The sequence below is a fragment of the Melioribacteraceae bacterium genome (assembly GCA_035362835.1).
Taxonomy (GTDB): Bacteria; Bacteroidota; Ignavibacteria; order Ignavibacteriales; family Melioribacteraceae; genus DSXH01.
On the sequence record DAOSDY010000001.1, the window covers coordinates 550,093 to 574,189 of the forward strand.

The 24,097-nt window shown below is 38.9% G+C and carries 23 protein-coding genes; 22 read left to right on the plus strand and 1 reads right to left on the minus strand.

The genetic code is table 11. The features are described 5' to 3' along the window. Window positions 1-78: 78 nt before the first annotated feature. The 10 genes from PLZ15_02335 to PLZ15_02380 all read left to right on the plus strand — a co-directional run bounded on the left by PLZ15_02335 (window position 79) and on the right by PLZ15_02380 (window position 8,466). Window positions 79-534 carry a hypothetical protein gene (locus PLZ15_02335; protein ID HOI28570.1) on the plus strand — a complete coding sequence of 152 codons (456 nt, stop codon included), beginning with the start codon at window positions 79-81 and terminating at the stop codon, window positions 532-534. A 71-nt stretch (window positions 535-605) separates the two neighbouring features. Next, window positions 606-1,004, plus strand: a complete 399-nt coding sequence (locus PLZ15_02340) for a hypothetical protein (protein ID HOI28571.1) — start codon at window positions 606-608, stop codon at window positions 1,002-1,004. Between the two features lie 74 nt (window positions 1,005-1,078). Further along, window positions 1,079-1,456: a hypothetical protein gene (locus PLZ15_02345; protein ID HOI28572.1), complete on the plus strand. Its 378-nt coding sequence runs from the start codon at window positions 1,079-1,081 to the stop codon at window positions 1,454-1,456. Between the two features lie 50 nt (window positions 1,457-1,506). Next, the gene (locus PLZ15_02350) at window positions 1,507-2,283 is read left to right on the plus strand and encodes a methyltransferase domain-containing protein (GenBank protein ID HOI28573.1); all 777 of its coding nucleotides are present in this window, start codon (window positions 1,507-1,509) and stop codon (window positions 2,281-2,283) included. A 168-nt stretch (window positions 2,284-2,451) separates the two neighbouring features. Next, complete coding sequence (locus tag PLZ15_02355; GenBank protein ID HOI28574.1) at window positions 2,452-2,967, plus strand: hypothetical protein; 516 nt, start codon at window positions 2,452-2,454, stop codon at window positions 2,965-2,967. A 20-nt stretch (window positions 2,968-2,987) separates the two neighbouring features. After that, entirely contained in the window at window positions 2,988-4,475 is a 1,488-nt protein-coding gene (locus PLZ15_02360; GenBank protein ID HOI28575.1) for an NEW3 domain-containing protein, read from the plus strand. Between the two features lie 9 nt (window positions 4,476-4,484). Then, entirely contained in the window at window positions 4,485-5,243 is a 759-nt protein-coding gene (locus PLZ15_02365) for an ABC transporter ATP-binding protein (protein HOI28576.1), read from the plus strand. A 44-nt stretch (window positions 5,244-5,287) separates the two neighbouring features. After that, window positions 5,288-6,688 carry an ABC transporter permease subunit gene (locus tag PLZ15_02370; GenBank protein ID HOI28577.1) on the plus strand — a complete coding sequence of 467 codons (1,401 nt, stop codon included), beginning with the start codon at window positions 5,288-5,290 and terminating at the stop codon, window positions 6,686-6,688. 12 nt (window positions 6,689-6,700) lie between these two features. Next, complete coding sequence (locus tag PLZ15_02375) at window positions 6,701-8,170, plus strand: ABC transporter permease subunit (GenBank protein ID HOI28578.1); 1,470 nt, start codon at window positions 6,701-6,703, stop codon at window positions 8,168-8,170. A 104-nt stretch (window positions 8,171-8,274) separates the two neighbouring features. Then, complete coding sequence (locus PLZ15_02380) at window positions 8,275-8,466, plus strand: hypothetical protein (protein HOI28579.1); 192 nt, start codon at window positions 8,275-8,277, stop codon at window positions 8,464-8,466. A 6-nt stretch (window positions 8,467-8,472) separates the two neighbouring features. On the opposite strand, the gene PLZ15_02385 is transcribed toward PLZ15_02380, so the two are convergent. Continuing rightward, complete coding sequence (locus PLZ15_02385) at window positions 8,473-8,952, minus strand: thioredoxin family protein (GenBank protein ID HOI28580.1); 480 nt, start codon at window positions 8,950-8,952, stop codon at window positions 8,473-8,475. 113 nt (window positions 8,953-9,065) lie between these two features. On the opposite strand from PLZ15_02385, the gene PLZ15_02390 reads away from it, so the two are divergent. The 12 genes from PLZ15_02390 (at window position 9,066) to PLZ15_02445 (ending at window position 24,063) form a co-directional block, all read left to right on the plus strand. Next, the gene (locus PLZ15_02390; protein ID HOI28581.1) at window positions 9,066-9,890 is read left to right on the plus strand and encodes a transglutaminase family protein; all 825 of its coding nucleotides are present in this window, start codon (window positions 9,066-9,068) and stop codon (window positions 9,888-9,890) included. Window positions 9,891-9,952: 62 nt separating this feature from the next. Continuing rightward, window positions 9,953-10,240 carry a hypothetical protein gene (locus tag PLZ15_02395; protein ID HOI28582.1) on the plus strand — a complete coding sequence of 96 codons (288 nt, stop codon included), beginning with the start codon at window positions 9,953-9,955 and terminating at the stop codon, window positions 10,238-10,240. 67 nt (window positions 10,241-10,307) lie between these two features. After that, window positions 10,308-12,392 (plus strand): thioredoxin domain-containing protein, encoded by a 2,085-nt coding sequence (locus tag PLZ15_02400; protein HOI28583.1) that lies wholly within the window; start codon window positions 10,308-10,310, stop codon window positions 12,390-12,392. Window positions 12,393-12,552: 160 nt separating this feature from the next. Then, window positions 12,553-15,246: an SLBB domain-containing protein gene (locus tag PLZ15_02405; GenBank protein ID HOI28584.1), complete on the plus strand. Its 2,694-nt coding sequence runs from the start codon at window positions 12,553-12,555 to the stop codon at window positions 15,244-15,246. 13 nt (window positions 15,247-15,259) lie between these two features. Continuing rightward, window positions 15,260-16,312: a Wzz/FepE/Etk N-terminal domain-containing protein gene (locus tag PLZ15_02410; GenBank protein ID HOI28585.1), complete on the plus strand. Its 1,053-nt coding sequence runs from the start codon at window positions 15,260-15,262 to the stop codon at window positions 16,310-16,312. Window positions 16,313-16,442: 130 nt separating this feature from the next. After that, entirely contained in the window at window positions 16,443-17,039 is a 597-nt protein-coding gene (gene cysC / locus PLZ15_02415) for an adenylyl-sulfate kinase (GenBank protein HOI28586.1), read from the plus strand. A 15-nt stretch (window positions 17,040-17,054) separates the two neighbouring features. Beyond that, window positions 17,055-17,936 carry a sulfate adenylyltransferase subunit CysD gene (cysD, locus tag PLZ15_02420; protein ID HOI28587.1) on the plus strand — a complete coding sequence of 294 codons (882 nt, stop codon included), beginning with the start codon at window positions 17,055-17,057 and terminating at the stop codon, window positions 17,934-17,936. 28 nt (window positions 17,937-17,964) lie between these two features. Next, complete coding sequence (locus tag PLZ15_02425) at window positions 17,965-19,761, plus strand: GTP-binding protein (GenBank protein HOI28588.1); 1,797 nt, start codon at window positions 17,965-17,967, stop codon at window positions 19,759-19,761. A 40-nt stretch (window positions 19,762-19,801) separates the two neighbouring features. After that, a complete protein-coding gene (locus PLZ15_02430) occupies window positions 19,802-21,292 on the plus strand; it encodes an oligosaccharide flippase family protein (protein ID HOI28589.1) in 1,491 nt (496 codons plus the stop codon). Further along, a complete protein-coding gene (locus PLZ15_02435) occupies window positions 21,289-22,263 on the plus strand; it encodes a hypothetical protein (GenBank protein HOI28590.1) in 975 nt (324 codons plus the stop codon). Before PLZ15_02430 ends, PLZ15_02435 begins: the two co-directional genes overlap by 4 nt. A 4-nt stretch (window positions 22,264-22,267) precedes the next feature. After that, window positions 22,268-23,128 (plus strand): sulfotransferase, encoded by an 861-nt coding sequence (locus tag PLZ15_02440; protein ID HOI28591.1) that lies wholly within the window; start codon window positions 22,268-22,270, stop codon window positions 23,126-23,128. A gap of 47 nt (window positions 23,129-23,175) precedes the next feature. Then, window positions 23,176-24,063 carry a sulfotransferase domain-containing protein gene (locus tag PLZ15_02445; protein HOI28592.1) on the plus strand — a complete coding sequence of 296 codons (888 nt, stop codon included), beginning with the start codon at window positions 23,176-23,178 and terminating at the stop codon, window positions 24,061-24,063. Window positions 24,064-24,097 lie beyond the last annotated feature (34 nt).

The following is a 24,097-nucleotide window of genomic DNA, read 5'->3' on the forward strand; positions in this document are numbered from 1 at the left end:
GCGTCATTACGACATGTTTAAAAAAACAAGGATTTTTTCCACACTACTTGCACCCCCGCTTTCAGCGGGGGTTTTAATATGAAAATGAGAATTTTACTTATTACATTTTTTGTTTTAACATCCATTAATTCCGCAACCGCGCAGGATAAGAACTACACTAGCGACGATTTCCGTCATCAGAACGATTCCCTTTCAGCCTCTAAGAGAGAATTTCTTAACACAAAAGAGAACCTGCTGAAAGAGATAAATGACTTAAAGAAAAAATCGGCCGGTCTCGACGAGGAGATCCGTATTGCTACATTGGAAATCGAGAAGCTTTACACCAATAAATTCGGTAAAGAGTTCGGAATAAGAATCTACAACAAGCAGATCTGGAAAGGGATGACCGATAAGATGCTTCAGGCCAGCTGGGGAAAGCCGGACAAAATTGATAAGAATGTTGAAAAATGGGGGACCTTTACACAATGGTATTACGGAAAAATAACATTCTTTTTCCGTGACGGGAAATTAACAGACTGGGAGGAGCTTAAATAGACTTTCGGGAAGATCCCCTTTCACTTTTTACATTTTCTATATTATCTTAACATTCAATAAGCGGGCTGACTATGAAAAAATTAATCTTTCTTCTCCTTGTTTCAATTCCCCTGCTTGCACAGGATTTTCAATATAACGATCCCTACACCGGCAACACAATACAGAACGAAGTTAATTTCCAGGTCGACAGATACTACCCGATATTCGGATTAAGCGAAAAGCCTTTTTCGAACGAGAAGATAATCCGCCTATCCGACCGCAACGGTGTATTTACAGCTTATCTCAATTTCCGCGATCAATACACTCCGCCCAAATTCGATAAACGGTCAAAAACCCTCCGGCTCTACTTCCCTCATTCATATTACGATTATATAATTCAGAGACTGGAAAAGGATGATTCCTATATTGTATTCCGCGAGTATAAGGACGGACACAACTGGGGCGAAATCTATTTTGACAAGTATCCTTAATTAATCTATTGCCGTTACGCTGTTATTGCGCAGTATAGATTGTTATTTATTTTAAAACATTCCATGAGGGACAAATGAATTCTTTTATTAAAATAATTTTTATCATAATTCTTTTCGCGGCCGTAGAAGAAATGACAGCGCAAAGCGCACTCTATTTCTGCAAAGATACTGGTGCTTTCGGTTATACTTACAGCGCAGCATCTTTAGAAGAAGCTGAAAATATGGCATATAACAATTGCAAGGAATTCGGCGGTGTAAATATTAAAAAGATCGCCAGCACCAGTAAAACAGGCTGGGGTGTAATTGCCGTAGGTACTACTGAATCCGGATCCAGAGCCCTTGGAGTTGCACTCGGGTACGGTGATATGGAGGAGGCAAAAAGGGTCGCCAAAAAGTACTGCGAGGAGAGCGGCGGCCAGGAGATTACCTACTTCGATTTCTGGAGAGACTAACTTGATTAACGAAATTACTAATAGTAATAGTCACTTTAACAGCGGGAAGAATGCAGCAGAGAGTTGATTACAACAGTATTTCGGAAGTCTATAATGCGCGATATGATGTAAGCCCCCTTTCCGGAATTCTGAATTACCTTGAGATTCTGGTAATGAAGAAAGAACCGTTAAAAATTCTTGAAGCCGGATGCGGCACCGCTCACTGGCTTAAGAAACTCTCTTCTTTTCGTTCTTCCTTATTCGGAGCCGATTATTCGATCGGAATGCTTAAAAAGTCGGCGCCTGATTCAAAGAATAGAATAAATCTCCTGAATGCAGATGCCTGCCTTCTTCCGTTGAAAGCGAATTCATTCGATCTCATATTCTGTATCAACGCCATCCACCACTTCCCCGATAAAAATAAATTTATTGAAACTGCCTCCGGTTTATTGAAGATGGAAGGGATCATTACAATTATCGGACTCGATCCGCGGGATAATGATAACGACTGGTACTTATACAGGTACTTTAACAGGACTTATCAGATCGACCTGGAGAGGTTTCCATCTTTCGATTCTATATCAGAAATGTTGAGCCGCCACAATCTGAAAGTTATTGATAAAAAGTTAGTCCATCAGGTAAACGATTCGAAAGCGGGGAGAGAAGTTTTAAACGACCATTTTCTGAACAAGCGCGGCGCGTCGCAGCTTGCACTTCTCACTGATCAGGAATACAAACTTGGCATCGAAAAAATCATTAATGATATTGAATCAGCCGATCAGCAGAATAAAAAGATTCAATTCAATGTAAGATTGAATTTCTATGCGGTCACAGCCGAAAAGGATTGACCATCCCTCATTTTCAAAAAATCCCGACTTCAATCAGAAGAGTTAATTTATCTTAAAATTTCTTAATAAATGTTAAATCCCTTCCAATCAGTACTATAATAAGAAACTTTTTTAATATCATTTGATTCAAATGATTATTCTTTTTTTAACACTTCAGGAGAATGAAATATGAAAAAAATCTTTTTCATTTTATTGCTAACCGCATCAGTAATTACTGCACAGGAGAGAAAAATCCAGGTTTTCAATGCAGAAGAATCCCAGATGTTTTTTGAAATAAAGGGAATAGTTCTTGTCGAAAAAGACAAAGTTATAATCGGCCCTATCCCGCCGGCCGATCAGCGGGAAAACGAATACAGGAAACTTGACCTTCAGGCCAATGACGAAATAGTATTTGTTAACGGTAAAAAAATAAAAACGATTTCCGACTTCAAAAAATTCTACGGTGAATTAAAGACCGGTGAAGAAATTAAACTCGGCATTCAGCGCGGGAAGGACCGCTTTATCGTTCAGTTCAAAAAAGGGAAAGAAACCCAAGGAGGAGAGAGAATAATGAAGTTTTCCACCGACGGCAAAGGAGCTGAAAATCTTAAAGTTGAAGGAGGCAAGGTTCTTATCAACGGCAAAATGGTTGATATCGATTCACTTAAGAAATCGGGCAAGACAATAATTCAGCAAAAGAAATAAATCCAAATCCAGAGGAAAAAATGTACAAACCAATAATTGTTTTTCTATTACTTCTGCTATCGGAGCTCGCGGCTCAGAATCCCGGCAGTTACTACAATCCGAAGGACGATAAATACCGGCTTCTCGGATTGAAGCGTGCCAAAGAACAGTATGAAGCCGCAAAAGCCGAACATGAGAGGAGTCTAATCCTTTTTCAGAAGGAGATGCTCTCGATGAGAGAACTTGAGCGGATCAAAAGCGCCTATTCCGATGCTGAAGTGAATTATCATCAGGCCCTTCTCGCGGTTCTATTCGAGCAGCAATATGTTTCAGTTGTAGAAGCCGTTAAATACCAAGCCAGGGACGGGAAAAAGAGAGTCCGTCTGAAACTTGCAAACACCTCCGGCGGGGGCGAGGAATTCAAGAAGCTTGTTAATATAGACGACGATCTGTTCAAATCTCTTCAGCCCGAAACAATAAACGATGTTTATGTTTCTCTCCTCAACGAGACAAACGCTATTATAAGTCAGCCTTACGAGGCAAAAATTGAAGAGCTGATTTACGGCAAACCGCAGACAATCGATTTTACGCTGCTTCAGGATCTCGACGCCGTAACTGTAAACATAATTTACGGAAGCGGAACTCAGAGAGCGCCGAAGATCTTTCTTCAGAAGGATCAGTCGGCAAACCGTGTTCTCTTTCAGTCCGAGCAGTTCTCGCAGGAGGTAAATCTCGGAGGCTCGGCTTCATTCTCAATGTCTCTTGAACTGTTCAGCGGATTAACCAACACATATAAGCTGGAGGTAATAAATCTTCCGAAGCAGATCAATAAGTTTTTTATGGATCCTGCTTCGCAGGCCAGATTAAGCCAGTTCAAATTTACTGAAAGCAGTCAGACCAGGCGTGCAAGCCTTCAGGTCTATTTACCCGACAGGCCGACCGGTGAGGTGAATATCGACAAGCCGATTTCATTCTATGTTATCGCCGTTCCTTACGACCGGATTCCCGATCTGAAGTTAAGTGAGGAAAAGATTTATACGAAAGAAGAGATTGAAAAAATGGATGTAGGATATCTGAAGCTCGAAATTATTCCGCGCGGAACAGGAATGCTTAAGGTTAACGCCAACCAGCTCTATTTTACATCCTATCCGGGAGACAGGATTGAAGTTCCGGTTGATATTTTAAATGAAGGAACACGCCGGCTCGACAACATTGAGTTCGAACTCGATCTTCCTTTAAACTGGACCAGGGAAATAAATCCGCAGATTATTGAATCGCTCGATATAAGGAAGGACAAACGTGTTATACTCACCTTTAATCCTCCTGCTGATGTTGCCGTAGGAAAATATGATATTAGACTGAGAACAACATGCATTGCTGATGAGAAACTCGTAAAGGCGGAGGACAAAACAATAACAATAGAAATAAAACAATCCGAAAATGTTATCGGGACAATTCTGCTTGTTCTGTTGATAGTAGGATTATTAGCCGGCATTGTAATATTCGGAATAAAACTTACAAGGAAATAAGGAGTGAATATGATAGTAAATGAAAACAACGGCAGCCTGCCGATGCTTGAAGCAGTAAAGCTGACGAAAGTCTACGAGGACGGACTTGTTGCACTGGATAATATCGGTTTTACTGTTCACCGCGGAGAGATTTACGCGATGCTGGGCGGAAACGGCGCGGGCAAAACAACAACTATAAATATTTTTCTAAATCTGATCGGTCCTACAAGCGGCGAAGCAAAAATAAACGGAGTAGTTACGCATATAAATCCACTGGAAGCGAAAAAGCATGTCTCATTTGTTTCGGAGAACGTAATGCTCTATCCAGAATTTACCGCGATACAGAATCTCGATTTCTTTGCACGGCTCGGGGGTAAAACGGAATACTCCAAAGATGATTACAGACAGGTGCTAAGAAGAGTAGGATTGCAGGATGAGGCTCACAGTAAAAAGCTGAAAGGATTTTCGAAGGGGATGCGTCAGAAATGCGGGATCGCGATTGCGATTCTTAAGGACTCCCCTGCTATTCTTCTTGACGAGCCGACCTCCGGCCTCGATCCTAAAGCAGGGCTCGAGTTCCTAACACTTCTTGATGAACTGCGCGCAGAGAATAAATCGATACTTATGTCCACACACGACATATTCCGCGCTAAAGAGATTGCCGATAAAATCGGGATTATGAATAACGGAAAGATCGTTATGCAGAAATCGAAAGAAGAGCTTGAGCACGAAAATCTTGAAAAACTCTATGTTGAATATATGGCCGGGTATATAGAAAAAGTTGCCTGATAGAGGCAAACCATCCCGCAATTCAAAAAATTTATGAGGAAGAAATGTTAAAACTGATCATAAAAAAAGAACTGAAGGAAATTCTGAATTCTTCAAAGTTCGTTTACAGTTTCGGAGTCTGTGCGCTTCTTATATTAGTCACTTTTTACGTCGGCGCTAAAAACTACCAGATAAACAGGAGTCAGTACGACGCAGCTGTTTCAGAGAACATCAGGTCGATGTCCGGAGTAACCGACTGGAGAATGATAAGTCACAAAATCTTTTTACCGCCCCAGCCGCTTGCCTCTTTAGTCTCCGGTATTTCAAATGATATCGGCAGGAACATACAGCTTCAGGGGCGGGGTGAGCTTACAGCACGCGACAGCAAATACAACGAGGAGCCGATATTCGCCGTATTCCGGTTCCTGGATCTAAACTTTCTGTTCCAGATCATACTCTCACTCTTCGCCATTTTATTCTGTTACAATGCTGTGAACGGCGAAAAGAAGAGAGGCACACTCAGGCTTATTTTTTCAAATTCACTGCCGCGGGATAAATTTATTCTCGGCAAGGTTATTGGATCCATAATTGCGCTTGCAGTTCCACTGCTGATCCCAATGCTTCTCGGTTCCCTGCTGCTTATAATTATGGGAATTCCGATGGAAGGATCCGACTGGATTAAACTAAGTCTGATTATTCTGGCCGGTTTTTTACTCTTCAGCGCTTTTATGAATCTTTCGGTATTCGTCTCAACCTTAACACAAAGCCCGTCTACTTCATTTCTACTGCTGTTGGTTATATGGATTCTCTTTGTTCTGGTAATCCCTAAATCATCCGTGTTAATTGCCGGACGCGCTGTTGATGTTCCATCAGTCGATCAGCTCAATACAAAGAAGAGTCAGTTTGCCGCGCAGTTAAACAGGGAACATTTCAATTCACTTAATAATTTCAAACCATCAAGCACAGACAAAGTGTTCGAGGAGTTCCAGAAGTTCATGGAGAAGAGTAACACAAGCAGGGATGAAAAGATGCAACTCTTCAACGAGAAACTGAACCGGGAAAGGATAAACCGTCAGGAGATCCAGAAGAATCTTGCACTTAACATTTCCCGTATTTCGCCGGGCGCCTGCTTTTCACTGGCCTCGGCAAGCCTTGCGGGGACTTCTCTGGATCTTATTAAAAACTACAGGGACCAGGCAAACTCATACCAGAAAAAGTTTGCCGAATTTCAAAAAGAAAAGACAGGAATGACAACAGGAGGCGGAATGATGTTCGTTATAAGAAACGATAACGATGAAAAACCGCCTGAGATCAATCCGTCTGAACTCCCGAAATTCAATTTCGTACCGGCATCGCTGAACGAATCTATTTACGGATCCGTAACCGATTTCGGACTGCTGCTTATCTTCAATCTTATATTCTTTGCCGGCTCATATATACGCTTTCTTAAATTCGATCTGAGATAGGAGACTAATAAAATGCTGAGACTATTAATAGAGAAGGAATTAAAAAATATTATTCAAAGCCCGAAGTTCGTAGCAACATTTATAACCTGTTCGGTACTTATTCTGCTCAGTTTCGGAATCGGTATAAACGAATATTCCGGTATGGTTGAGCAACACAACACGGCGCAGAACCTTCTGAAATCGGAAATGTCGCAGGCGCGATCCTGGATGGGTCTCTCCTCCAAAGCATTCCGGCCGCCTGATCCTATGCAGATCTTCTCTTCGGGTGTAAATTACGATATAGGACGCTATTCGCTTGTAAACAGCAGGTTTGATGTTAAGCTTCAGAACAGTGTATACTCCGACGATCCGATCTTTGCAATTTTCCGCTATTTTGATTTCACATTTGTAGTTACGATTGTCTTTTCCCTCTTTGCAATCCTTTTCACTTTTAATACAATAAACGGGGAACGCGAAGGGGGTACTATGCGGCTGGTCTTTTCGAACTCTGTCCCCCGCTCTACATATATTACCGCAAAATTCATCGGTTCGTGGCTCGGACTTGTTGTTCCGCTTCTGCTGCCGATTCTAATAGGTCTTTTAATAGTTGTTCTTCTTAATGTTCCATTAACATCTGGTCACTGGTTAAAGATTACTTTATTGATACTGATATCTGTTCTTTACCTGACATTTTTCATCGCATTCGGAATTTTTATTTCATCTGTAACAAAATATTCCTCCGTTTCCTTTTTGATTCTGCTTGTAGCGTGGATTGCATTTGTGTTCATAGTACCGCGCGCGGGTGTAATGACAGCTTCACAATTTATTAATGTCCCGACAATAGCAGAACTTGAGAGTCAGAAGGATGCATTCTCCAAAGCCGCATGGGAAAAACATTTTAGAGAGATGGAGCCGGTCTGGCGGGAAAGGAATCAGGCTATGGCCGGGATGAGCCAGGCCGAACAGGAGGCCTTCAGAGAGGAGAACGAATATAAATGGTTTGAAGAGGATGACAGGATGAGAAACAATGTTCAGAAGGAGATAACCGATTACTCTTTCAAACTGAATGAAGAGGTAAGAAACAAGCGTAATATGCTGGAGAATCTCGGTTTGAATTTTTCAAGGATTTCTCCCGCGTCATGTTACCAGCTGGCATCTATGAATCTTGCGGGGACGAATATCGATCTGAAAACCAGATTTGAAAAGCAGATCGAAGATTACAGGCACAATTTCAGAGAATATACAGAGAAGAAACAGAAGGAGAGCGGAGGACAATCCGGTATGTTCCGGATCTCTCTCGATTCGCGATCCGGTGTTAAGATAGGTGCCGGCAGGGAGGAAAGTTCTCTCGATCTGAGTGAATTACCAAAATTTATTGAGCCGCAATACACTTTTACGCAGGCATTTTCACCCGCTATAATCGATGTAGGAATAATCATCCTGTTCACATTAATCGCTTATGCCGGTGCTTACATGGCATTCTCGAAATATGATCTTCGTTAACTGCCTTCCGTTAGGCAAAAGGGTTAGGGGCTGTTTTTAGAGGCAGCCTCTTTCCCATTTTGAACCGGAACAGACCTGCGCCGTCTAAAATCATAAAAAAAATCATGACTAAGTTTTTACTCTGGCTGATCCTTCTTTTAATCTGCTGGCCTCTGGCTATAGCAGCTTTATTCCTTTATCCGTTAATCTGGCTTATACTGCTGCCATTTAAACTTGCCGGAATTGCAGTAGAGGGAGTATTCGGATTAATAAAAGCGCTCTTTACACTCCCAGCAAGAATAATAAAACGAATTTAAGTTAAATCAGGATTTCTCAGGCGCCCACTCTTTCAGAAATTCGAGAATCTTTTCCCTGCTGTAGGATTTATCCTTTTCCAGAAGCCCTGTATCCTGTGAATGGAGAAACTTACCGTCCTTTTCAAGTACGAACATGTGGGGATATCCATTAATCTTCGGGAACTGTGAGAGGAATTTTTCGTTTTTATTTTCAGGACTGAAGTTCACTTTAATTACAATATAATTCCCGGTCAAAAAATTTTTTATTTCTTCATCACTGTCAATAAAAGCATCAAGTCTGTGGCACCAGATACACCACTCCCCGCCTACATCCAGAATAATTCTTTTATTTTCCTTAGCGGCTTTTTCAACTGCGGTTTTCAGATCACTGAATGGATCTTTCGAGGGATCGAATTTTTCCCTTTTCGATTCCGTATTGGATTGAGCAATCAACGATGTTGCGTAGAGAAAGATTATTAAAAGCGGAAAAAGAGCGGATTTTTTCATGTCCGGATACCTCATGTAATTTTTAATTAGAGCAAAAAATCATTACGGTGAATTTATTTAACGGCAAATATATATATTGTTAGGGAAGAAAATCAGGCCTGAATTATCGAAAAATGGAGAAGCGTAATCAATTAAAATATCTGATCTCTCTCGTTGATGACGATACATCTGAGGTACGGGACGAGGTTTTGAAAGAGCTGGGAAGCTACGGAATGTCTCTGGAAGAGGACATTCAGGAGTACTCCAATATCCTGACAGACCAGCGGTTAAATCTTATTCAGCCTCTGATTGATCAGAACAGGAGAATCCAGCTAAAACAATACTGGGGAACATGGATTAATACTCCGGACGAGATAGAGAAGATAGAAAGGGCTCTAACACTTATTTCCTGTTTTCATTACGGATTCCGGGATCTTTACGAGCTGCCGAATCTACTGGAGGACCTCTCCGAGGAATTTCTGATAAAGCGGCCTTACGGCGACGAGCTCGATCTTGCAAACTTCCTTTTTCAGGAAAAGGGATTGAGAGGGGCTAAGGAGAATTATTACAATCCGTTCCACAGCAATCCTCTCTACACAATTAAAGAGAAAAAAGGATTGCCGATTACGCTTGCTGTAATTTACATATTAACAGGAAACCGTCTGGGATACGAAATAAAAGGATGCAATTTCCCGGGCCACTTCCTTGCAAAATTCCGGAGTGAGAAAGAAATAATTCTTGTCGATTGTTTTAACGGCGGAAAATTCTTTTATGAAAAGGATCTGGAATTATCGATCCCCGATTCAAAAGAGAATCTGGAAAAAATTATCCGTGAAAACGCATCAGCAAACGACATAGTCCGGAGAGTATTAAAGAATCTTATCGGCGCATATTCATTTATAAACGACAGTGACAATCTGAATTTCTTTAAAGAACTTCTTGCCGCAACACCCCGTTAATCTTCCAACTTGATATTATTTTTATTAGTTTCAATCAAACAAAATCGACTTAGAGGGGAAAAATGTCTTTCGGCGAATTCATTTTTTTGCTTGTGGTAGCGGCGATATGCGGCGGAATAGGTCAGAGTATTTCGGGATATTCCCTGGGCGGCTGCTTTGTATCAATTATAGTGGGATTCATCGGCGCATGGATCGGCCCGATGATTGCCGACGAACTCGATTTGCCACGGTTCTACACTATGACGATCGGAAGCAAGGAGTTTCCCGTTGTCTGGTCTATAATCGGCTCTGCCATTGTCTCACTCGTACTCGGATGGATAACCAAGGGGATAAGAGGGAACGAGAATTAGTTTATTAATGTTGTTGAATTAGAATTAATCTCCATTGCCCGTTATCTTCAACCGAAAGAATAAATTTATGACAAAACCGAACCGTTTGATAAACGAAACAAGTCCTTATCTCCTGCAGCACGCTTATAATCCTGTTGACTGGTTCCCATGGTCCGAAGAAGCATTTGAAAAAGCCCGGCTGGAAGACAAACCTGTTTTTCTTTCGATCGGTTACTCTACATGTCACTGGTGCCATGTGATGGAGAGAGAATCGTTTGAGGATGAAGAAGTTGCCGCTTTGATGAAGAGGGTTTTTATTTCTATAAAAGTCGACAGAGAGGAGCGTCCCGATATCGATAACATTTATATGATGGTCTGCCAGATGATGAACGGAAACGGTGGCTGGCCTCTTTCGATAATAATGACACCGGACCGGAAGCCGTTCTTTTCCGGAACGTATTTTCCCAAAGAGAACCGTTACGGAAGGATCGGTTTCAAAGAACTGATACACGGAATTGAATCGGCATGGCAGAACAGGCGCGAAGAGATTTTGAAGAGCTCCGAAGAGATTACCGGCTACCTTAGCGGGATTTACGAAAAAGGTGCTACAGTAAAAATTGACGGTCAGATTCTTACAAAAGCATTCGAAAGTTTCAGCACAAGATTCGATTCCAGATACGGCGGATTCGGTTCTGCGCCTAAATTCCCTTCGCCGCACAATCTTTTATTTCTATTAAGATACTGGAAAAGATCCGGAAATGCCGGTGCTCTCGAAATTGTGATTAAAACTCTCACAGCTATGCGTATGGGAGGAATTTACGATCAGGTAGGATACGGATTTCACAGATACTCAACCGATAAAGAATGGCTCGTTCCGCACTTCGAGAAGATGCTTTACGACCAGGCGCTTCTAATTACAGCATATTCAGAAGCTTACCAGGCAACCGGCAATCCTTTGTTCAGAAGAACCGTTGAAGAGACAATTGATTACCTGATGCGCGATATGAGATTCTCAGCGGGAGCTTTCTATTCCGGCGAAGACGCCGACAGCGAAGGAGAGGAAGGAAAATTTTATGTATGGAGTAATAAAGAAATAATTGAAGCCATCGGCTTAAAGGACGCTTCATTTGTCTTCAGGATTTTTAATACGGATGAAAAAGGAAATTTCCTTGAGGAATCGACAAAGCAGCTGAACGGGAATAATATTCTGCATCTCAATAAAAGTTATGAGGAATTAGCTGTTGAATTTAATATGCCGCTGGAAAGTCTCGAAGAAAAGATCACCTCTTTGCGAAGCAGACTATTAAATTATAGAGAAAAGCGTGTCCGACCATTTAAAGACGATAAGATATTAACCGACTGGAATTCATTAGTAATTGCGGCTCTTTCAATTGCGGGGAGAGTATTCGATAATCCGGAGTATATCCGTTCAGCAGAAACGGTTTATAATTTTATCCGTTCGGAGATGTCTGAAGGATTCCTGTTAAAACATTCGTACAGAGACGGTAAGAAATCGGCGGAAGGGATATTAGATGACTATTCCTTTTTAATCTGGGGATTGATAGAGCTTTACGAATCAACTTTAAAAGATTCATACATACTGGATGCTGTCAAATACTGCGAAACAGTCGTGCAGAAATTCCATGATACTGAGCACGGGGGATTCTACTTCACTTCGGGGGAAGACTCCTCTCTGCTTATGCGGACTAAGGAAATTTACGACGGCGCGATACCCTCGGGTAATTCCGTCATGTTTTACAATCTTATCCGTCTGGCCAGGATATCGGCCGATCCCCGTTACGAGGAAGTTGCGCAGAGGCTTCTTGAATCTTTTTCGGATAATATCTCGCGCGCTCCAACCGGTTCTACTTTTCTGCTCGGTTCCCTCGATTATCTGTACGGAAATTCATACGAAATAATCATTGCGTTCAAGGAGAAAGACGAAAAGACTCTTGATCTGCTCAAAGAACTGAACAGGCATTATAGACCGAATAAAGTGATAATACCGAGAAAAGAGGACACCGCTCCCCCATTCGAATATCTTCTCAATTACTTGTCGGATAAGGGAAATCCGCTGGTTTACGTCTGTAAAAATTATAAATGCGAATTGCCGGTGAGAGACAAGGAAAAGCTGAGATCCATATTAGATGTCGGAAATCCTCACTTATTCTAATCGAAACAGTTTTTAGCTTTGATGTGAGGTGTTATTGGTTTCTAATCTTAATACTACATATAGGATTGGAAAAGGATGCTTTTTGCAAATCACATAGTCAAAATGTATATTTTAACGTGAAATTGGGCTATAAATGCAGTCTAAAAAAACCGAGGCGTAAATGAAAAGGGTATGTATTATTATTCTCCTTCTTGTAGTATCATCTAACATTATACTATCCCAAACATCCGATAAAATAATACAAGAACTTAAAAGCAAAAATATTAAAACCCGTGAAGATTTATTAAAAGAATTTGAAAAACAGAATATCAGTGAAGATCAAGCAAGACAATATGCTTCTCTATACGGAGTAAATTATGATGATTTCGTAAATAAATACCTGAACCAATCCTCTCAGTCCTCCTTTTTCGAATCTATATCAAAATACAGCAATCAGACTTCTCAACCTTTGGCACCGGATACACTCAATAAAACAGAGACAAGAATTGATACTGTAACAAAGGAAACAACATTTCCTGTTTCTAAACCTGTTATAACAGATTCTCGAGGATTAAATTATTTCGGCTACGATATTTTCCAGAAAATCCCATCAGCATTTGAACCGGCTGAAATCGGTCCTGTGGATCCCTCATATGTCCTGGGTCCGGGAGATGTTCTAAGGCTTTATTTATGGGGGGATGTTGAGTTGCAATATGAACTGACAGTTGACAGGACCGGAAATATATTTATTCCAACGGCAGGCCAGTTCTTTGTTCTTGGAGTCAGTTATGAAAATCTGAGAGAAAAACTAATCAACTATTTATCAAAGTATTATGCCGGACTTAATACAAGTCCGCCATCCGTTTTTCTGGATATCTCATTAACAAAACTGCGTCCGGTAAAAATTTTCGCCGTAGGTGAAGTCTCAAATCCCGGGAATTATAATATAAGCAGTTACTCATCCGTTATTAATGCACTTTACAGTTTCGGCGGACCAACATTAAAAGGAAGTTTAAGAGAAATAAGAATTATAAGAGAGAACAAGGTTGCTTCCACAGTCGATTTATATGAATTCTTATTAAACGGCGTTATGAGCAGTGATACAAGGTTACAGAATAACGACATGATATTTATTCCTCCAAAAATCAAATCCGTTTCTATTGCCGGAGAAGTTTTACGCGAAGGAGTATATGAACTAAAAGAAGGTGAGAAACTTCGTAACCTGATTAACTTCGCCGGGGGATTGAAATCAACAGCTTATATAGGTAGAGTCCAAATTAAGAGAATTATTCCTTTTAACCAGCGTGTTCAATTTGAACCTGAAATGACTTTAATCGACCTTTCTTTAGATAAAATAATTTCAGGTGAACAGAACGACATTGAGTTGTTTGATTCTGACGAGGTGACCGTCTTTCCGATTGTGCCAAGAATGGAAACTCAGGTTGAAATAGAGGGCGCCGTTTATAGACCGGGAGTTTACGATGTTAAAAAAACACCGGTGCTATCAAAGTTAATTGAAGAGGCATATGGTTTATTACCTGAAGCTTCACTTGAGAAAGCTGATCTCTTCAGAACCAGACCAGACAAAACATTTGAATATATCTCACTCGACCTGAGGCAAGTATTAAAAGACAAATCGAAATTCGATTTTGAACTTAAACCGCTGGATAAAATAAGAATCTATTCTGTGTATGAAATTCAATCGAATCTGAACGTATCTATTTCGGGATTCGTAAAAAGCGAGATTACAATTCCATACACCGACAGCCTTACGGTTTATGATTTATTAATTCAAGCAGGCGGATTACAGGACACTACATTTCTGGGCAAGGTATTCTCCTTGAGAGGCGATATTATTAGACTGAATCCGGATGGTTATACTTCAATGATTGTCCCGTTTAACCTCTCTGAAGTATTAACAAAAAAGGAGATGAGTAGTATCGACATAAAATCCGGTGACCGGATATTCATCTACAAAGCCGATGTAGATAAAGAATTGATTAAAAGCGTCAGGATTGGCGGTGAGGTTCGGAATCCCGGCCAATATGAATTGTATACTAATATGACTCCTATGGACCTGATTCTTCTGGCAGGCGGATTTACAGAGCGGGCGCTGAGAGATTTTGTATATGTAAACCGGCTCGATCCGCAGGGATACTCCGGTGATAAGTTAAGTGAAAATTTGGTAGTTAACTTACCCGAACAATTTAATTTTGACAGAAGCAGCAGTCTGTTCCTCCTCCAGAATCTTGATATTGTAATAGTAAGACGTAATCCGGATTTTGAGAAACAACGTATCGTAAAAATCAGCGGCGAGATTACTTATCCTGGTATGTACGTTCTTAATCAAAAAAATGAAACCATACTCGACCTTATAAAAACAGCCGGCGGACCCACAACGGAATCATTCCTCTTCGGAACACAATTCCATCGTAATGAAAAAAGGGTTATACTCGACCTTGATAAACTTTACAGAAACGGTGATGAGGATGAAAATATCTATCTGCAGGATAACGACAGCATCTATATACCAAGAAGACCAAATTCAGTTTTAGTCGGGGGTGAAGTAAACAGTCCGGGCATTTTCAAATATATTCCGGGTCTTGATGTAAAGGATTATGTGGATAGAGCGGGCGGATTAACGGATTCATCAGATTATGCGGTATATACGCAGCCTACAGGAATTTCACAACGTGTCAATTTCGGATGGTTCTCCAGTAATCCGGAAGTATTTGACGGGTCAATCATCTTCGTTAGGAAACTACTTCCTCCAAGTCCGTCTGATAATTTTGATCTCGGGGGGTTTCTTAAAGATATATTTGCTATATCGGCCAGTGTATTAACAATAATTGTACTTGTTACAAAACTAAATTAGCAGACTAGTAAAAATGAACGATATGAAAAGCCATTCGCACGATCAAGACAAATCCAAAAAGTCAATAAAGGACCAATTTGATTATCTTCTTATAAGTGTCTTTTCGGGTTTGAAGTCTTTATTATCGATGAAAAGAAAAATTATGTTTGCGAATTTAATCGGTATTGTAATTATTGCTGTCTATCTCTTTTTAATCAGGACTAATAATTACGAGAGTACAATTACAATTTTACCTGAATACGGGAGCAAAACAACAAGTTTGAGTCAACTTAGCAGTTTAGCCTCCCTGGCCGGTATTAAGGTTGGCGAGAGCAGCCCGATACAGATTTACTCCAATATTCTGTTAAGTGAGGATGTTATAAATAATGTGGTATATCGAAAATATAGTTCTTCTGAATTTGCAGACTCTGTTAACCTTATCGAATATTTTGAGATCGAAGCACCTGACGGAGTTTCAGAATCAGAAAAAGACAGGATACAATTTTATTCTGCATACCAGAAATTAGTTAACGGTTTAATGTCGATATCATATTCAAGCGATACCGGAATTTTAACATATACAGTGTCATTACCCGAACCCGGACTTTCGGCAGAAGTTGCTAACCAGGTATATATGGCCCTTGATCAATACATAAGAATTCAAAGGAAATCCTACGCAAAAGAACAACGGATCTATCTTGAAGAGAGAATTAGACAGGTTAAAGATAGTCTGGTTACCGCAGAAGAAACATTGAAGAATTTCAGGGAAAAAAATCGTACCGTTAATCAATCCCCGCAACTGCTGCTCGAACAATCGAGAATGGTCAGGAACACAGAAATTCTGCAATCCATTTATGTCGAGTTGATAAAGCAATTTGAATTAGCGAAGACGGAAGAAGTAAAAGATACGCCGGTATTAAACATTCGGGAAAATGCCCGCCCGCCGGTTGAATATGCCGGTCCGAAAAAACCGATCTTATTTGTATTATTCATTTTCATCTTCTTTATTCTCTCTTTGCCGGCTTTTTATTATTATCCAATTTTTTCGAACTATATTCGGACTATAAGGAGATCTATAGTAAACTAACCGGGTCTCTTCAATTTTCCAGTCTAAAACCTCTCAAACTGAAAGGATTATATTAATCAGAAGCACTAGTGATTTATATTAAAATATGAATTGTTACATTATTAAATTTACGTGGTAAATAAGGCAGCGTATGGGAAATATATTCTGGCATAATACTAAAATCACGTTCCTGGACCGTGAAAGATTAAATAATCACAAAGGTGCTTGCATCTGGTTTACCGGTCTATCGGGCAGCGGGAAATCAACACTTGCAAACGAGCTTGAGAATTCTTTAAACCAAAAATCTCTACATACGTATCTAATGGATGGCGATAATCTCCGTTCCGGACTAAATAAGGATTTGGGATTCTCAGATGATGACCGGGAGGAAAATATCCGTCGCGTGGGAGAAGTAGCAAGGTTATTTGTTGACGCGGGATTAATTGTAATTACTGCTTTCATTTCCCCTTTTAAAACCGATAGGGAGATGGCGCGAAGATTATTTGCGGGCGACAGATTCTTCGAGATCTATGTAAAATGCTCATTAGATATTTGTGAAGAAAGGGATCCCAAAGGTTTATATAAAAAAGCGAGGGAAAATGAAATTCAGGATTTCACAGGAATCTCTTCGAAGTATGAGGAACCGGAAAATCCTTCTCTTCAGCTTATAAACGAAAAGCCTGAAGATATTATTAAAAACGTTTCACTGGTAATCGACCTGCTTAAGAAAAATGGAATTATTGGTTAATAACAGGACATAAAAATGGATCATTTACAACAGCTAGAAAATAAAAGCGTTCATATTTTTAGAGAAGCATATGCAAATTTTAAAAACCTCTGTATGCTCTGGTCCATTGGTAAAGACAGTACAGTATTGCTCTGGCTAGCCCGCAAAGCATTTTTAGGGCATGTACCTTTTCCTCTCGTGCATATCGATACCAATTATAAAATCCCTGAGATGATTGAGTATCGCGACAGGCTTGCACTGGAATGGAGACTGAATATGATTTATGGTCAGAACAAAAGAGCACTGGAGGATAAAGAAACTTTTCCGGATGGACGGATTGACCGGATTTCCTGCTGTAAATTATTGAAAACAGATGCTCTAGTTAATACCTTAAGCGGAAACTGGTCCAGGTACAAATTAAATCTGGAAACCGGAAAGTATGAAATAGATACTAATATAGAACCTTATACAGGGGTTATCGTTGGGGCGAGAGCCGACGAGGAAGGGAGCCGCTCCAAGGAAAGATACTTTTCTCCCCGCGACGAAATAAGTCTATGGGATGTTGGCGATCAGCCTCCCGAATTCTGGAACCAGTACAAAACCGATTTTGCCCCGGGTACTCATGTACGGATTCATCCTCTGCTGGATTGGACTGAACTTAATATTTGGGAGTATATAAAAAGGGAAAAGATACCAACTGTATCACTTTATTATAATCAGGGGGACGGAAAGAGATACCGCTCTCTCGGATGTTACCCATGTACTTTTCCAATTGAATCCGAAGCAAAAAATGTTGATGAGATTATTGAGGAGCTTCAAAGCGGTAAATTAAAAAACATTGCCGAACGATCAGGCCGCGCACAGGATAAAGACGACGGCGGAGGACTTGAAACATTAAGAAGAAACGGTTATATGTAATTGACCATTCTATTGATTCGGAGAGCTAATGACAAAACAGCAAATGAGTATTGTAATTGTAGGGCATGTTGATCACGGGAAGAGTACGCTTATCGGCCGGCTTTTAGCCGATACGGATTCTTTGCCGAAAGGTAAACTAGATCAGATAAAACAATTTTGCGAATTGAATTCAAAGCCATTTGAATATGCATTTCTGCTTGATGCTTTAAAGGATGAACGCTCGCAGGGGATTACAATAGATTCCGCGCGGGTATTCTTCAAAACAAAGAAAAGAAATTATATAATAATAGATGCACCGGGTCACATTGAGTTTCTTAAGAATATGGTTTCCGGTGCTTCAAGAGCCGAAGCGGCTATTCTTGTAATTGATGCTCTGGAAGGAATTCAGGAGAATTCCCGAAGGCACGGTTATATGCTCTCAATGCTTGGAATTAATCAGCTTTTGATTGCAATCAATAAGATGGATCTAATAAATTATGACCAGATTACTTTCAATCAGATTGTAAAGGATTACTCTAGTTTCTTAAAAGACATTAACCTAGAACCGAAGTACTTTATTCCTATAAGCGGTACATACGGCGACAATATGGTTAAGTTGAGTAAGAATTTAGAATGGTATAATGGTCCGACCTTGTTAACAGCGCTCGACGAATTTGACAAAGAGAAGCCTGATTATAACAAACCATTCAGAATGCCTGTGCAGGATGTCTATAAATTCACAAAAATGGGTGATCAGCGTAGAATTATTGCAGGTACAGTCGAAAGCGGCACATTAAAAATTGGCGACACCATCGTATTTTATCCGTCGGGTAAAAAGAGCATTGTAAAGTCATTTGAAACCTTCAATTCAACTCCTCCAAATAAAGTGAGTGTCGGGGAATCGGTCGGTTTTACTTTGGGTGAACAGATATATATAACCAGAGGTGAAATAGCAACTAAGGCCGAGGAAAATAAACCACTGGTTTCTAAAAGGTTAAGAGTAAATCTTTTTTGGCTGGGTAAAAAACCACTGATTAAAGAGAAGGAATATTTACTGAAGCTCGGAACATCCAAGGTTGGTGTGTTTCTGGAAGAAATTATCCATGTTATAAATGCTTCCGATCTAAGCATCGGAATGCCTAACAGCCAGATTAACAGGCACGATGTTGCCGAGTGTATCATTCAATTGAATAAGGCAATCTCCTTCGATAGAACAGAGGAAATAGCCTCAACCAGCAGATTTGTTATAGTGGATGAATACGAAATTGCCGGTGGCGGAATTATCCGGGAGGCTCTCGAGGATAATTTAACATGGATGCGGGAAAAGGTAATTCAAAGGAACATAAAATGGGAAAAGAGCCACATTTCAGTAGATCAAAGAGCTGAAAAGTATAATCAGAAATCTGCCCTCATAATTATTACCGGGCCTAAGAATTCAGGCAAAAAAGAGGTTGCAAAAGAATTGGAAGAAGTTTTATTTAGAAATGGAAAGTTCGTCTACTTTATTTCCACCGGCAACATCCTTTATGGCGTTGATGCAGATATTAAATCAAAAAATGGTAACAGAGAAGAACATATAAGAAGAATTTCTGAAGTTGCTAATATTTTACTCGATACAGGTTTGATTCTGATTATAACTGCAATAAATCTGAATATGAACGATCTGGATCTGATAAAAACATCCCTCGATAATCCGGACAAAACAGAAATAATATGGGTTGGCGATGAAGTCTATACTGATATTGATTACGAAATTAAAATACCGGGGATTATTAATGTACAGGAGTCTGTTACTAAAATTTATAAACTGTTACTCGACAAGGGAATAATTCTAAATCCATTTTAATAGACAAAACCTGTTCAGAAAATCATCGGTAGAAATAGAATTGGATAAAGATCTTGTTAAGATATTCGGCAAAGGAGCTGTTGTTTCTCTTATAGGAATTATTTCTGGAAGAATTTTTCATTTCCTAGGATTTGTGATTCTTGCACGGACAATGGGGCCGGGAGAATTCGGAGTTTTTTCACTAAATGAAAACATTGTAAGCATACTTGCAAATATCTGCACAATCGGACTCGACAGGGGCGTAATTCACTTCTTAAACAAATCTTCAAATGCTCAAGAATCTTCCAAAATAATTCTCAAAGCATTGAAAGCAAGTATGGCCGGATCTTTCGGGGTGATTCTGTTTTTCTTTCTGAATTACCAGTTCAACTTTTTTTCAATCCTTACTTACCAGGATTTTAATCAATACTTATTTTACTTCTCTTTTGTAATTGTATTGAACAGTCTTCTTTTTATTGGAACAGCCATTACCCGTATTTCATTGAGTATGAAGTACACTTTTTACTATCAGTACTTTGGACAGCCCTTTCTTTTTTTTCTGATCATTCTTATACTCAGCATTACAAAACTTTCACTCTGGAATGCGCTTCTGGGATTAATAATTTCTCTGGTTGTAGTTCTGATATTTAATTTCAGGTCTGTTTCCAGACAATATTCTTTAAGCGCTGCTGCATTATTCAAGAAAAACCATGTTAAAGGTCTTCTGCAATTTTCATTTGTAACAATATTTGCAAGTTCAGTCACACTATTAACAACCAGATTCGACAGGATCCTGCTTGGAATCCTAAGAAATGAATATGACGTCGGTATTTACCAGTCAATTTCCCAGATTTCTGTTTTAATGGCGCTTATTCTGGGCGCTTTTGGTTCAATAGTAATACCCATGGTCTCTAAATATTACAATGAAAATAACTTCGTGCAGATAAAATCGCTTTTGCATGTTTCAACAAAATGGAGTTTTTATCTGGCGATCCCCATCTTCATTTTATTCATCTCAATTCCGGATCAAATTATTGAAGTGGTATTCGGTAAGGAGTATCTCGCCGGTTCCGCCACCCTTAGCCTGCTCGCATTTGCACAACTGATTAATGCAGGAACAGGACCGATTGGGCCCACATTAATTATGACTAATAATCAAAAACCGTGGTTGAAAATTGCATTATTCAGTCTTTTATTGAATGTAAGTATTAATTATTTACTTATACCAAAATACAGTTATTGGGGAAATGGTATAAGTATGGTTATTACTATGAGTATGCTCTATGGATCCGGTTTATCAGTTCTTTACAGGAAATACAAAATTCTTCCATACAATAGAAATTTTCTGAAAGGGATAACTTCCGGAATAATTACATTTCTAATTCTATGGCTGATAAAAAATAATATAAATATCCAAGACTATTTTAAAGTGCCTTTTTTAGTTATACTTTGTTACGCTTTATTCATTTTATTCCTTTATTTGTTAAAGTTTGATAAGGAAGACCGGATATTAATTGAAATGATCAGCAAAAAAACAGGATTTAACAGGTGAACCGGAGAATAAAAATATTAGTTCTGTTTTTGCTGCCGATTGCTTCGATTGCTCAAATTAAAGGATTCAATATTGGATTGCACTTACCCGGGGAAATACCTTCCAATTCTACTGCGATTGAGAGCAGAATCCGTGATATGAAAGAACTTGGATCTGATTGGGTCCGAATTGATGTAACTCTGGAAAGTATATTAAACTATGAAAAGAATAAAAATTACAAAGCTCTGGACAGTTATATTCATGCACTTGTTAAGGAAAATATTTCCGTTATTGTTCAGGTGAGAGGTTTTAATCGGGGAAATCATTATTTACTCAAAAACGGAAAGACAGAGGGAATTGATTTGCAGAAGTTTATAAGGAGGTATCCCCCGGTTAAGTACTGGCAATTAGAAAATGAAATAATGAGTAATAAATTCTGGGAAGGTAGTCTGGATGATTATGCCGGTCTCTTAAAGGAGTTCTACCATATTGTTAAATCCTCAGGAAACGACAAATTTGTTATCTTCGCCGGTATCTCCTCAAATTTCCTGGAATCATCTATTGGATTAAATAAAAAAATCGAGTATGATTTTTCTCTTGAAGATTATTTTAAGAAAAACGCCGGGTACTACGATATTGTTGACTTGCATTTATATCACAACCCGGCAACAATTCCTGAAAAAATTTCATTGGTTCGCAAATTTAGCAGTAAACCGATAATATCAACAGAAATAGGGGGACCCGATATAAGATCAAGGGATGTTAACAAAATGAAGGATAAAGATTATTATTCCGAAGTCTATAACCGGATTTATAATTGTTATAAAAACGGGCTTTCATTGGTTTTATGGCATTCACTAAACAGCAACAATCGGGATTACAAAAAACCCGGTCATCATATGGCCCTAAAAAACATGAATAAACCTAACATCAAATACTACATTTTGAAGGAAATAATTAGTAAAAAGGAAATTCTTTTCCCGACAGACTGACAAAATGAAGAATATTATTTTTATAATGGGGGCCGGGCGAAGCGGGACAACACTTCTGTCAAGAATGTTAGGTTCTGTAAACGGTTTAATAAATGTCGGAGAAGCCCTTAAGTATTTACATAATCAAGATTTCCAAAACCGGAACATCCCTTGCGGGTGCGGCAAAACAATCGCTGAATGTGAATACTGGCAGAATGTCTTAAAAAAATTAAATTTGGAGAATATTTCTGAGAAAAACAGGACTCTGCAAGCAGGAAGTTTCATCAAACTACTTCTTGGAATAAGCAATAATAAATTGATGGAAATTACCGAGGACTATAAAATATTTTTTTCAATATTAAATAACGGTGAAAGTATTATTGTAGACGCCTCAAAATCCCCATCAATAGCATTAATTTTAAAAAAACAGAGTGACTACCCGGTTACAATTCTGCATCTCATAAGAAATCCTATCGATGTAATTGCAAGCTGGGGTGAATCGAACGACTACTTAAAGAAAAAGAGTTTCACAACAGCATATCTTACCTGGTTATCAAGAAACATAAGGGCAATCCTTTTAAAGTCAATTTATCCTACGATTGTGATAGACTTTAAAGATCTTATAAATAATCCTGTGAAAGTGTTTAAAAAAATTGGTATGGATACAAAGTTGAATGAAATATTTATCGATCAAGAAAATATAAGTCTCTCTCAACAGCATTCAATTGCCGGAAATCCTGTTAAGCTTAATTCGGGTTTTATAAAATTAAGACAGAATAGAAAGGATTTAAACCGGTTTTATAAATTCATAGTATATATTACACTATTTCCTCTCTATTTATTAATAATCACCATCTTTAGAAAAGATAAATCAAGTAACATCTAAATGTTTACCGGGATAAATGATTGTATGATATTTATTTTGAGAGTCAAATGACAAAACAAATCGATTTCTTCTTAATAGGTGCTCAAAAATGCGCAACAACCTGGATTCATCATTGCCTAAACGAGCATCCTGATATTTACATAGGCGGCAATAAAAAAGAAGAATTCTACCTCGGCGGCACCATATACAATAAGGATCCTTTCTTATGGAATACCCAGTTTTTCAGTACAGATAAAAATTATAAAATAATCGGTTCGGCTTCAGTTGAATATATAAATGATGCGGGTTCATTGCAGTTCATAAAACAATACAGTTTAAAGCCCAAATTTATCTTTGCAATAAGGAATCCTGTTGAGAGGGCTATAAGCGCTTTTTTCTGGAAAATCAAGAAGAATCTTTTAGATCAAACAGACATCAACAATTACTTCGGATTATTGCTTGATGAGTTTAAGAGAAAAGGTACGGGGTTATTTACGGATGATATTCTAAAGAGAGGATTTTATTCAGATAACATCGGGGATTTTATTAAACTATCCGGTCCGGAGAATTTTAAAATTGTGATTTATGACGAGATTAAAGAAAATCCTAAAGAAGCAATTTCCGGCATTTATAAATTTTTAAGTGTTAATCCTTCTTTTAAACCGAAGAATCTAAACAGGCACGTTAAAGCCAACAACTATTCCACTTTCCTACAAAATATTGAAAGGGTATATATTAATAAAAATAAGCTGCTTAAATTTGTATACAGAGGGCTGAACGAGTTTTTCTTTACGGTAAAAAAAGAACCCGCAAAGAGAATAAATAAATTGCTGCATGAAGATGTTCTTAATAATTTGAGACTATTATATTCAGAGCCGAATCAAAGATTAATCAATATCATCAGAGAAAATATTCTACTAACAGAAAAGCAGATAAAGTACTTGGAAAGCTGGTAAAAACAGGTTGCCTGAAAAATCGATTATAGGGATC

Bases quoted from the DNA above. Each gene is read 5' to 3' on its own strand.
- PLZ15_02335 (HOI28570.1), top strand. From the start codon at position 79: ATGAAAATGAGAATTTTACTTATTACATTTTTTGTTTTAACATCCATT.
- PLZ15_02340 (HOI28571.1), top strand. From the start codon at position 606: ATGAAAAAATTAATCTTTCTTCTCCTTGTTTCAATTCCCCTGCTTGCA.
- PLZ15_02345 (HOI28572.1), top strand. From the start codon at position 1,079: ATGAATTCTTTTATTAAAATAATTTTTATCATAATTCTTTTCGCGGCC.
- PLZ15_02350 (HOI28573.1), top strand. From the start codon at position 1,507: ATGCAGCAGAGAGTTGATTACAACAGTATTTCGGAAGTCTATAATGCG.
- PLZ15_02355 (HOI28574.1), top strand. From the start codon at position 2,452: ATGAAAAAAATCTTTTTCATTTTATTGCTAACCGCATCAGTAATTACT.
- PLZ15_02360 (HOI28575.1), top strand. From the start codon at position 2,988: ATGTACAAACCAATAATTGTTTTTCTATTACTTCTGCTATCGGAGCTC.
- PLZ15_02365 (HOI28576.1), top strand. From the start codon at position 4,485: ATGATAGTAAATGAAAACAACGGCAGCCTGCCGATGCTTGAAGCAGTA.
- PLZ15_02370 (HOI28577.1), top strand. From the start codon at position 5,288: ATGTTAAAACTGATCATAAAAAAAGAACTGAAGGAAATTCTGAATTCT.
- PLZ15_02375 (HOI28578.1), top strand. From the start codon at position 6,701: ATGCTGAGACTATTAATAGAGAAGGAATTAAAAAATATTATTCAAAGC.
- PLZ15_02380 (HOI28579.1), top strand. From the start codon at position 8,275: ATGACTAAGTTTTTACTCTGGCTGATCCTTCTTTTAATCTGCTGGCCT.
- PLZ15_02385 (HOI28580.1), bottom strand. From the start codon at position 8,952: ATGAAAAAATCCGCTCTTTTTCCGCTTTTAATAATCTTTCTCTACGCA.
- PLZ15_02390 (HOI28581.1), top strand. From the start codon at position 9,066: ATGGAGAAGCGTAATCAATTAAAATATCTGATCTCTCTCGTTGATGAC.
- PLZ15_02395 (HOI28582.1), top strand. From the start codon at position 9,953: ATGTCTTTCGGCGAATTCATTTTTTTGCTTGTGGTAGCGGCGATATGC.
- PLZ15_02400 (HOI28583.1), top strand. From the start codon at position 10,308: ATGACAAAACCGAACCGTTTGATAAACGAAACAAGTCCTTATCTCCTG.
- PLZ15_02405 (HOI28584.1), top strand. From the start codon at position 12,553: ATGAAAAGGGTATGTATTATTATTCTCCTTCTTGTAGTATCATCTAAC.
- PLZ15_02410 (HOI28585.1), top strand. From the start codon at position 15,260: ATGAACGATATGAAAAGCCATTCGCACGATCAAGACAAATCCAAAAAG.
- cysC (HOI28586.1), top strand. From the start codon at position 16,443: ATGGGAAATATATTCTGGCATAATACTAAAATCACGTTCCTGGACCGT.
- cysD (HOI28587.1), top strand. From the start codon at position 17,055: ATGGATCATTTACAACAGCTAGAAAATAAAAGCGTTCATATTTTTAGA.
- PLZ15_02425 (HOI28588.1), top strand. From the start codon at position 17,965: ATGACAAAACAGCAAATGAGTATTGTAATTGTAGGGCATGTTGATCAC.
- PLZ15_02440 (HOI28591.1), top strand. From the start codon at position 22,268: ATGAAGAATATTATTTTTATAATGGGGGCCGGGCGAAGCGGGACAACA.
- PLZ15_02445 (HOI28592.1), top strand. From the start codon at position 23,176: ATGACAAAACAAATCGATTTCTTCTTAATAGGTGCTCAAAAATGCGCA.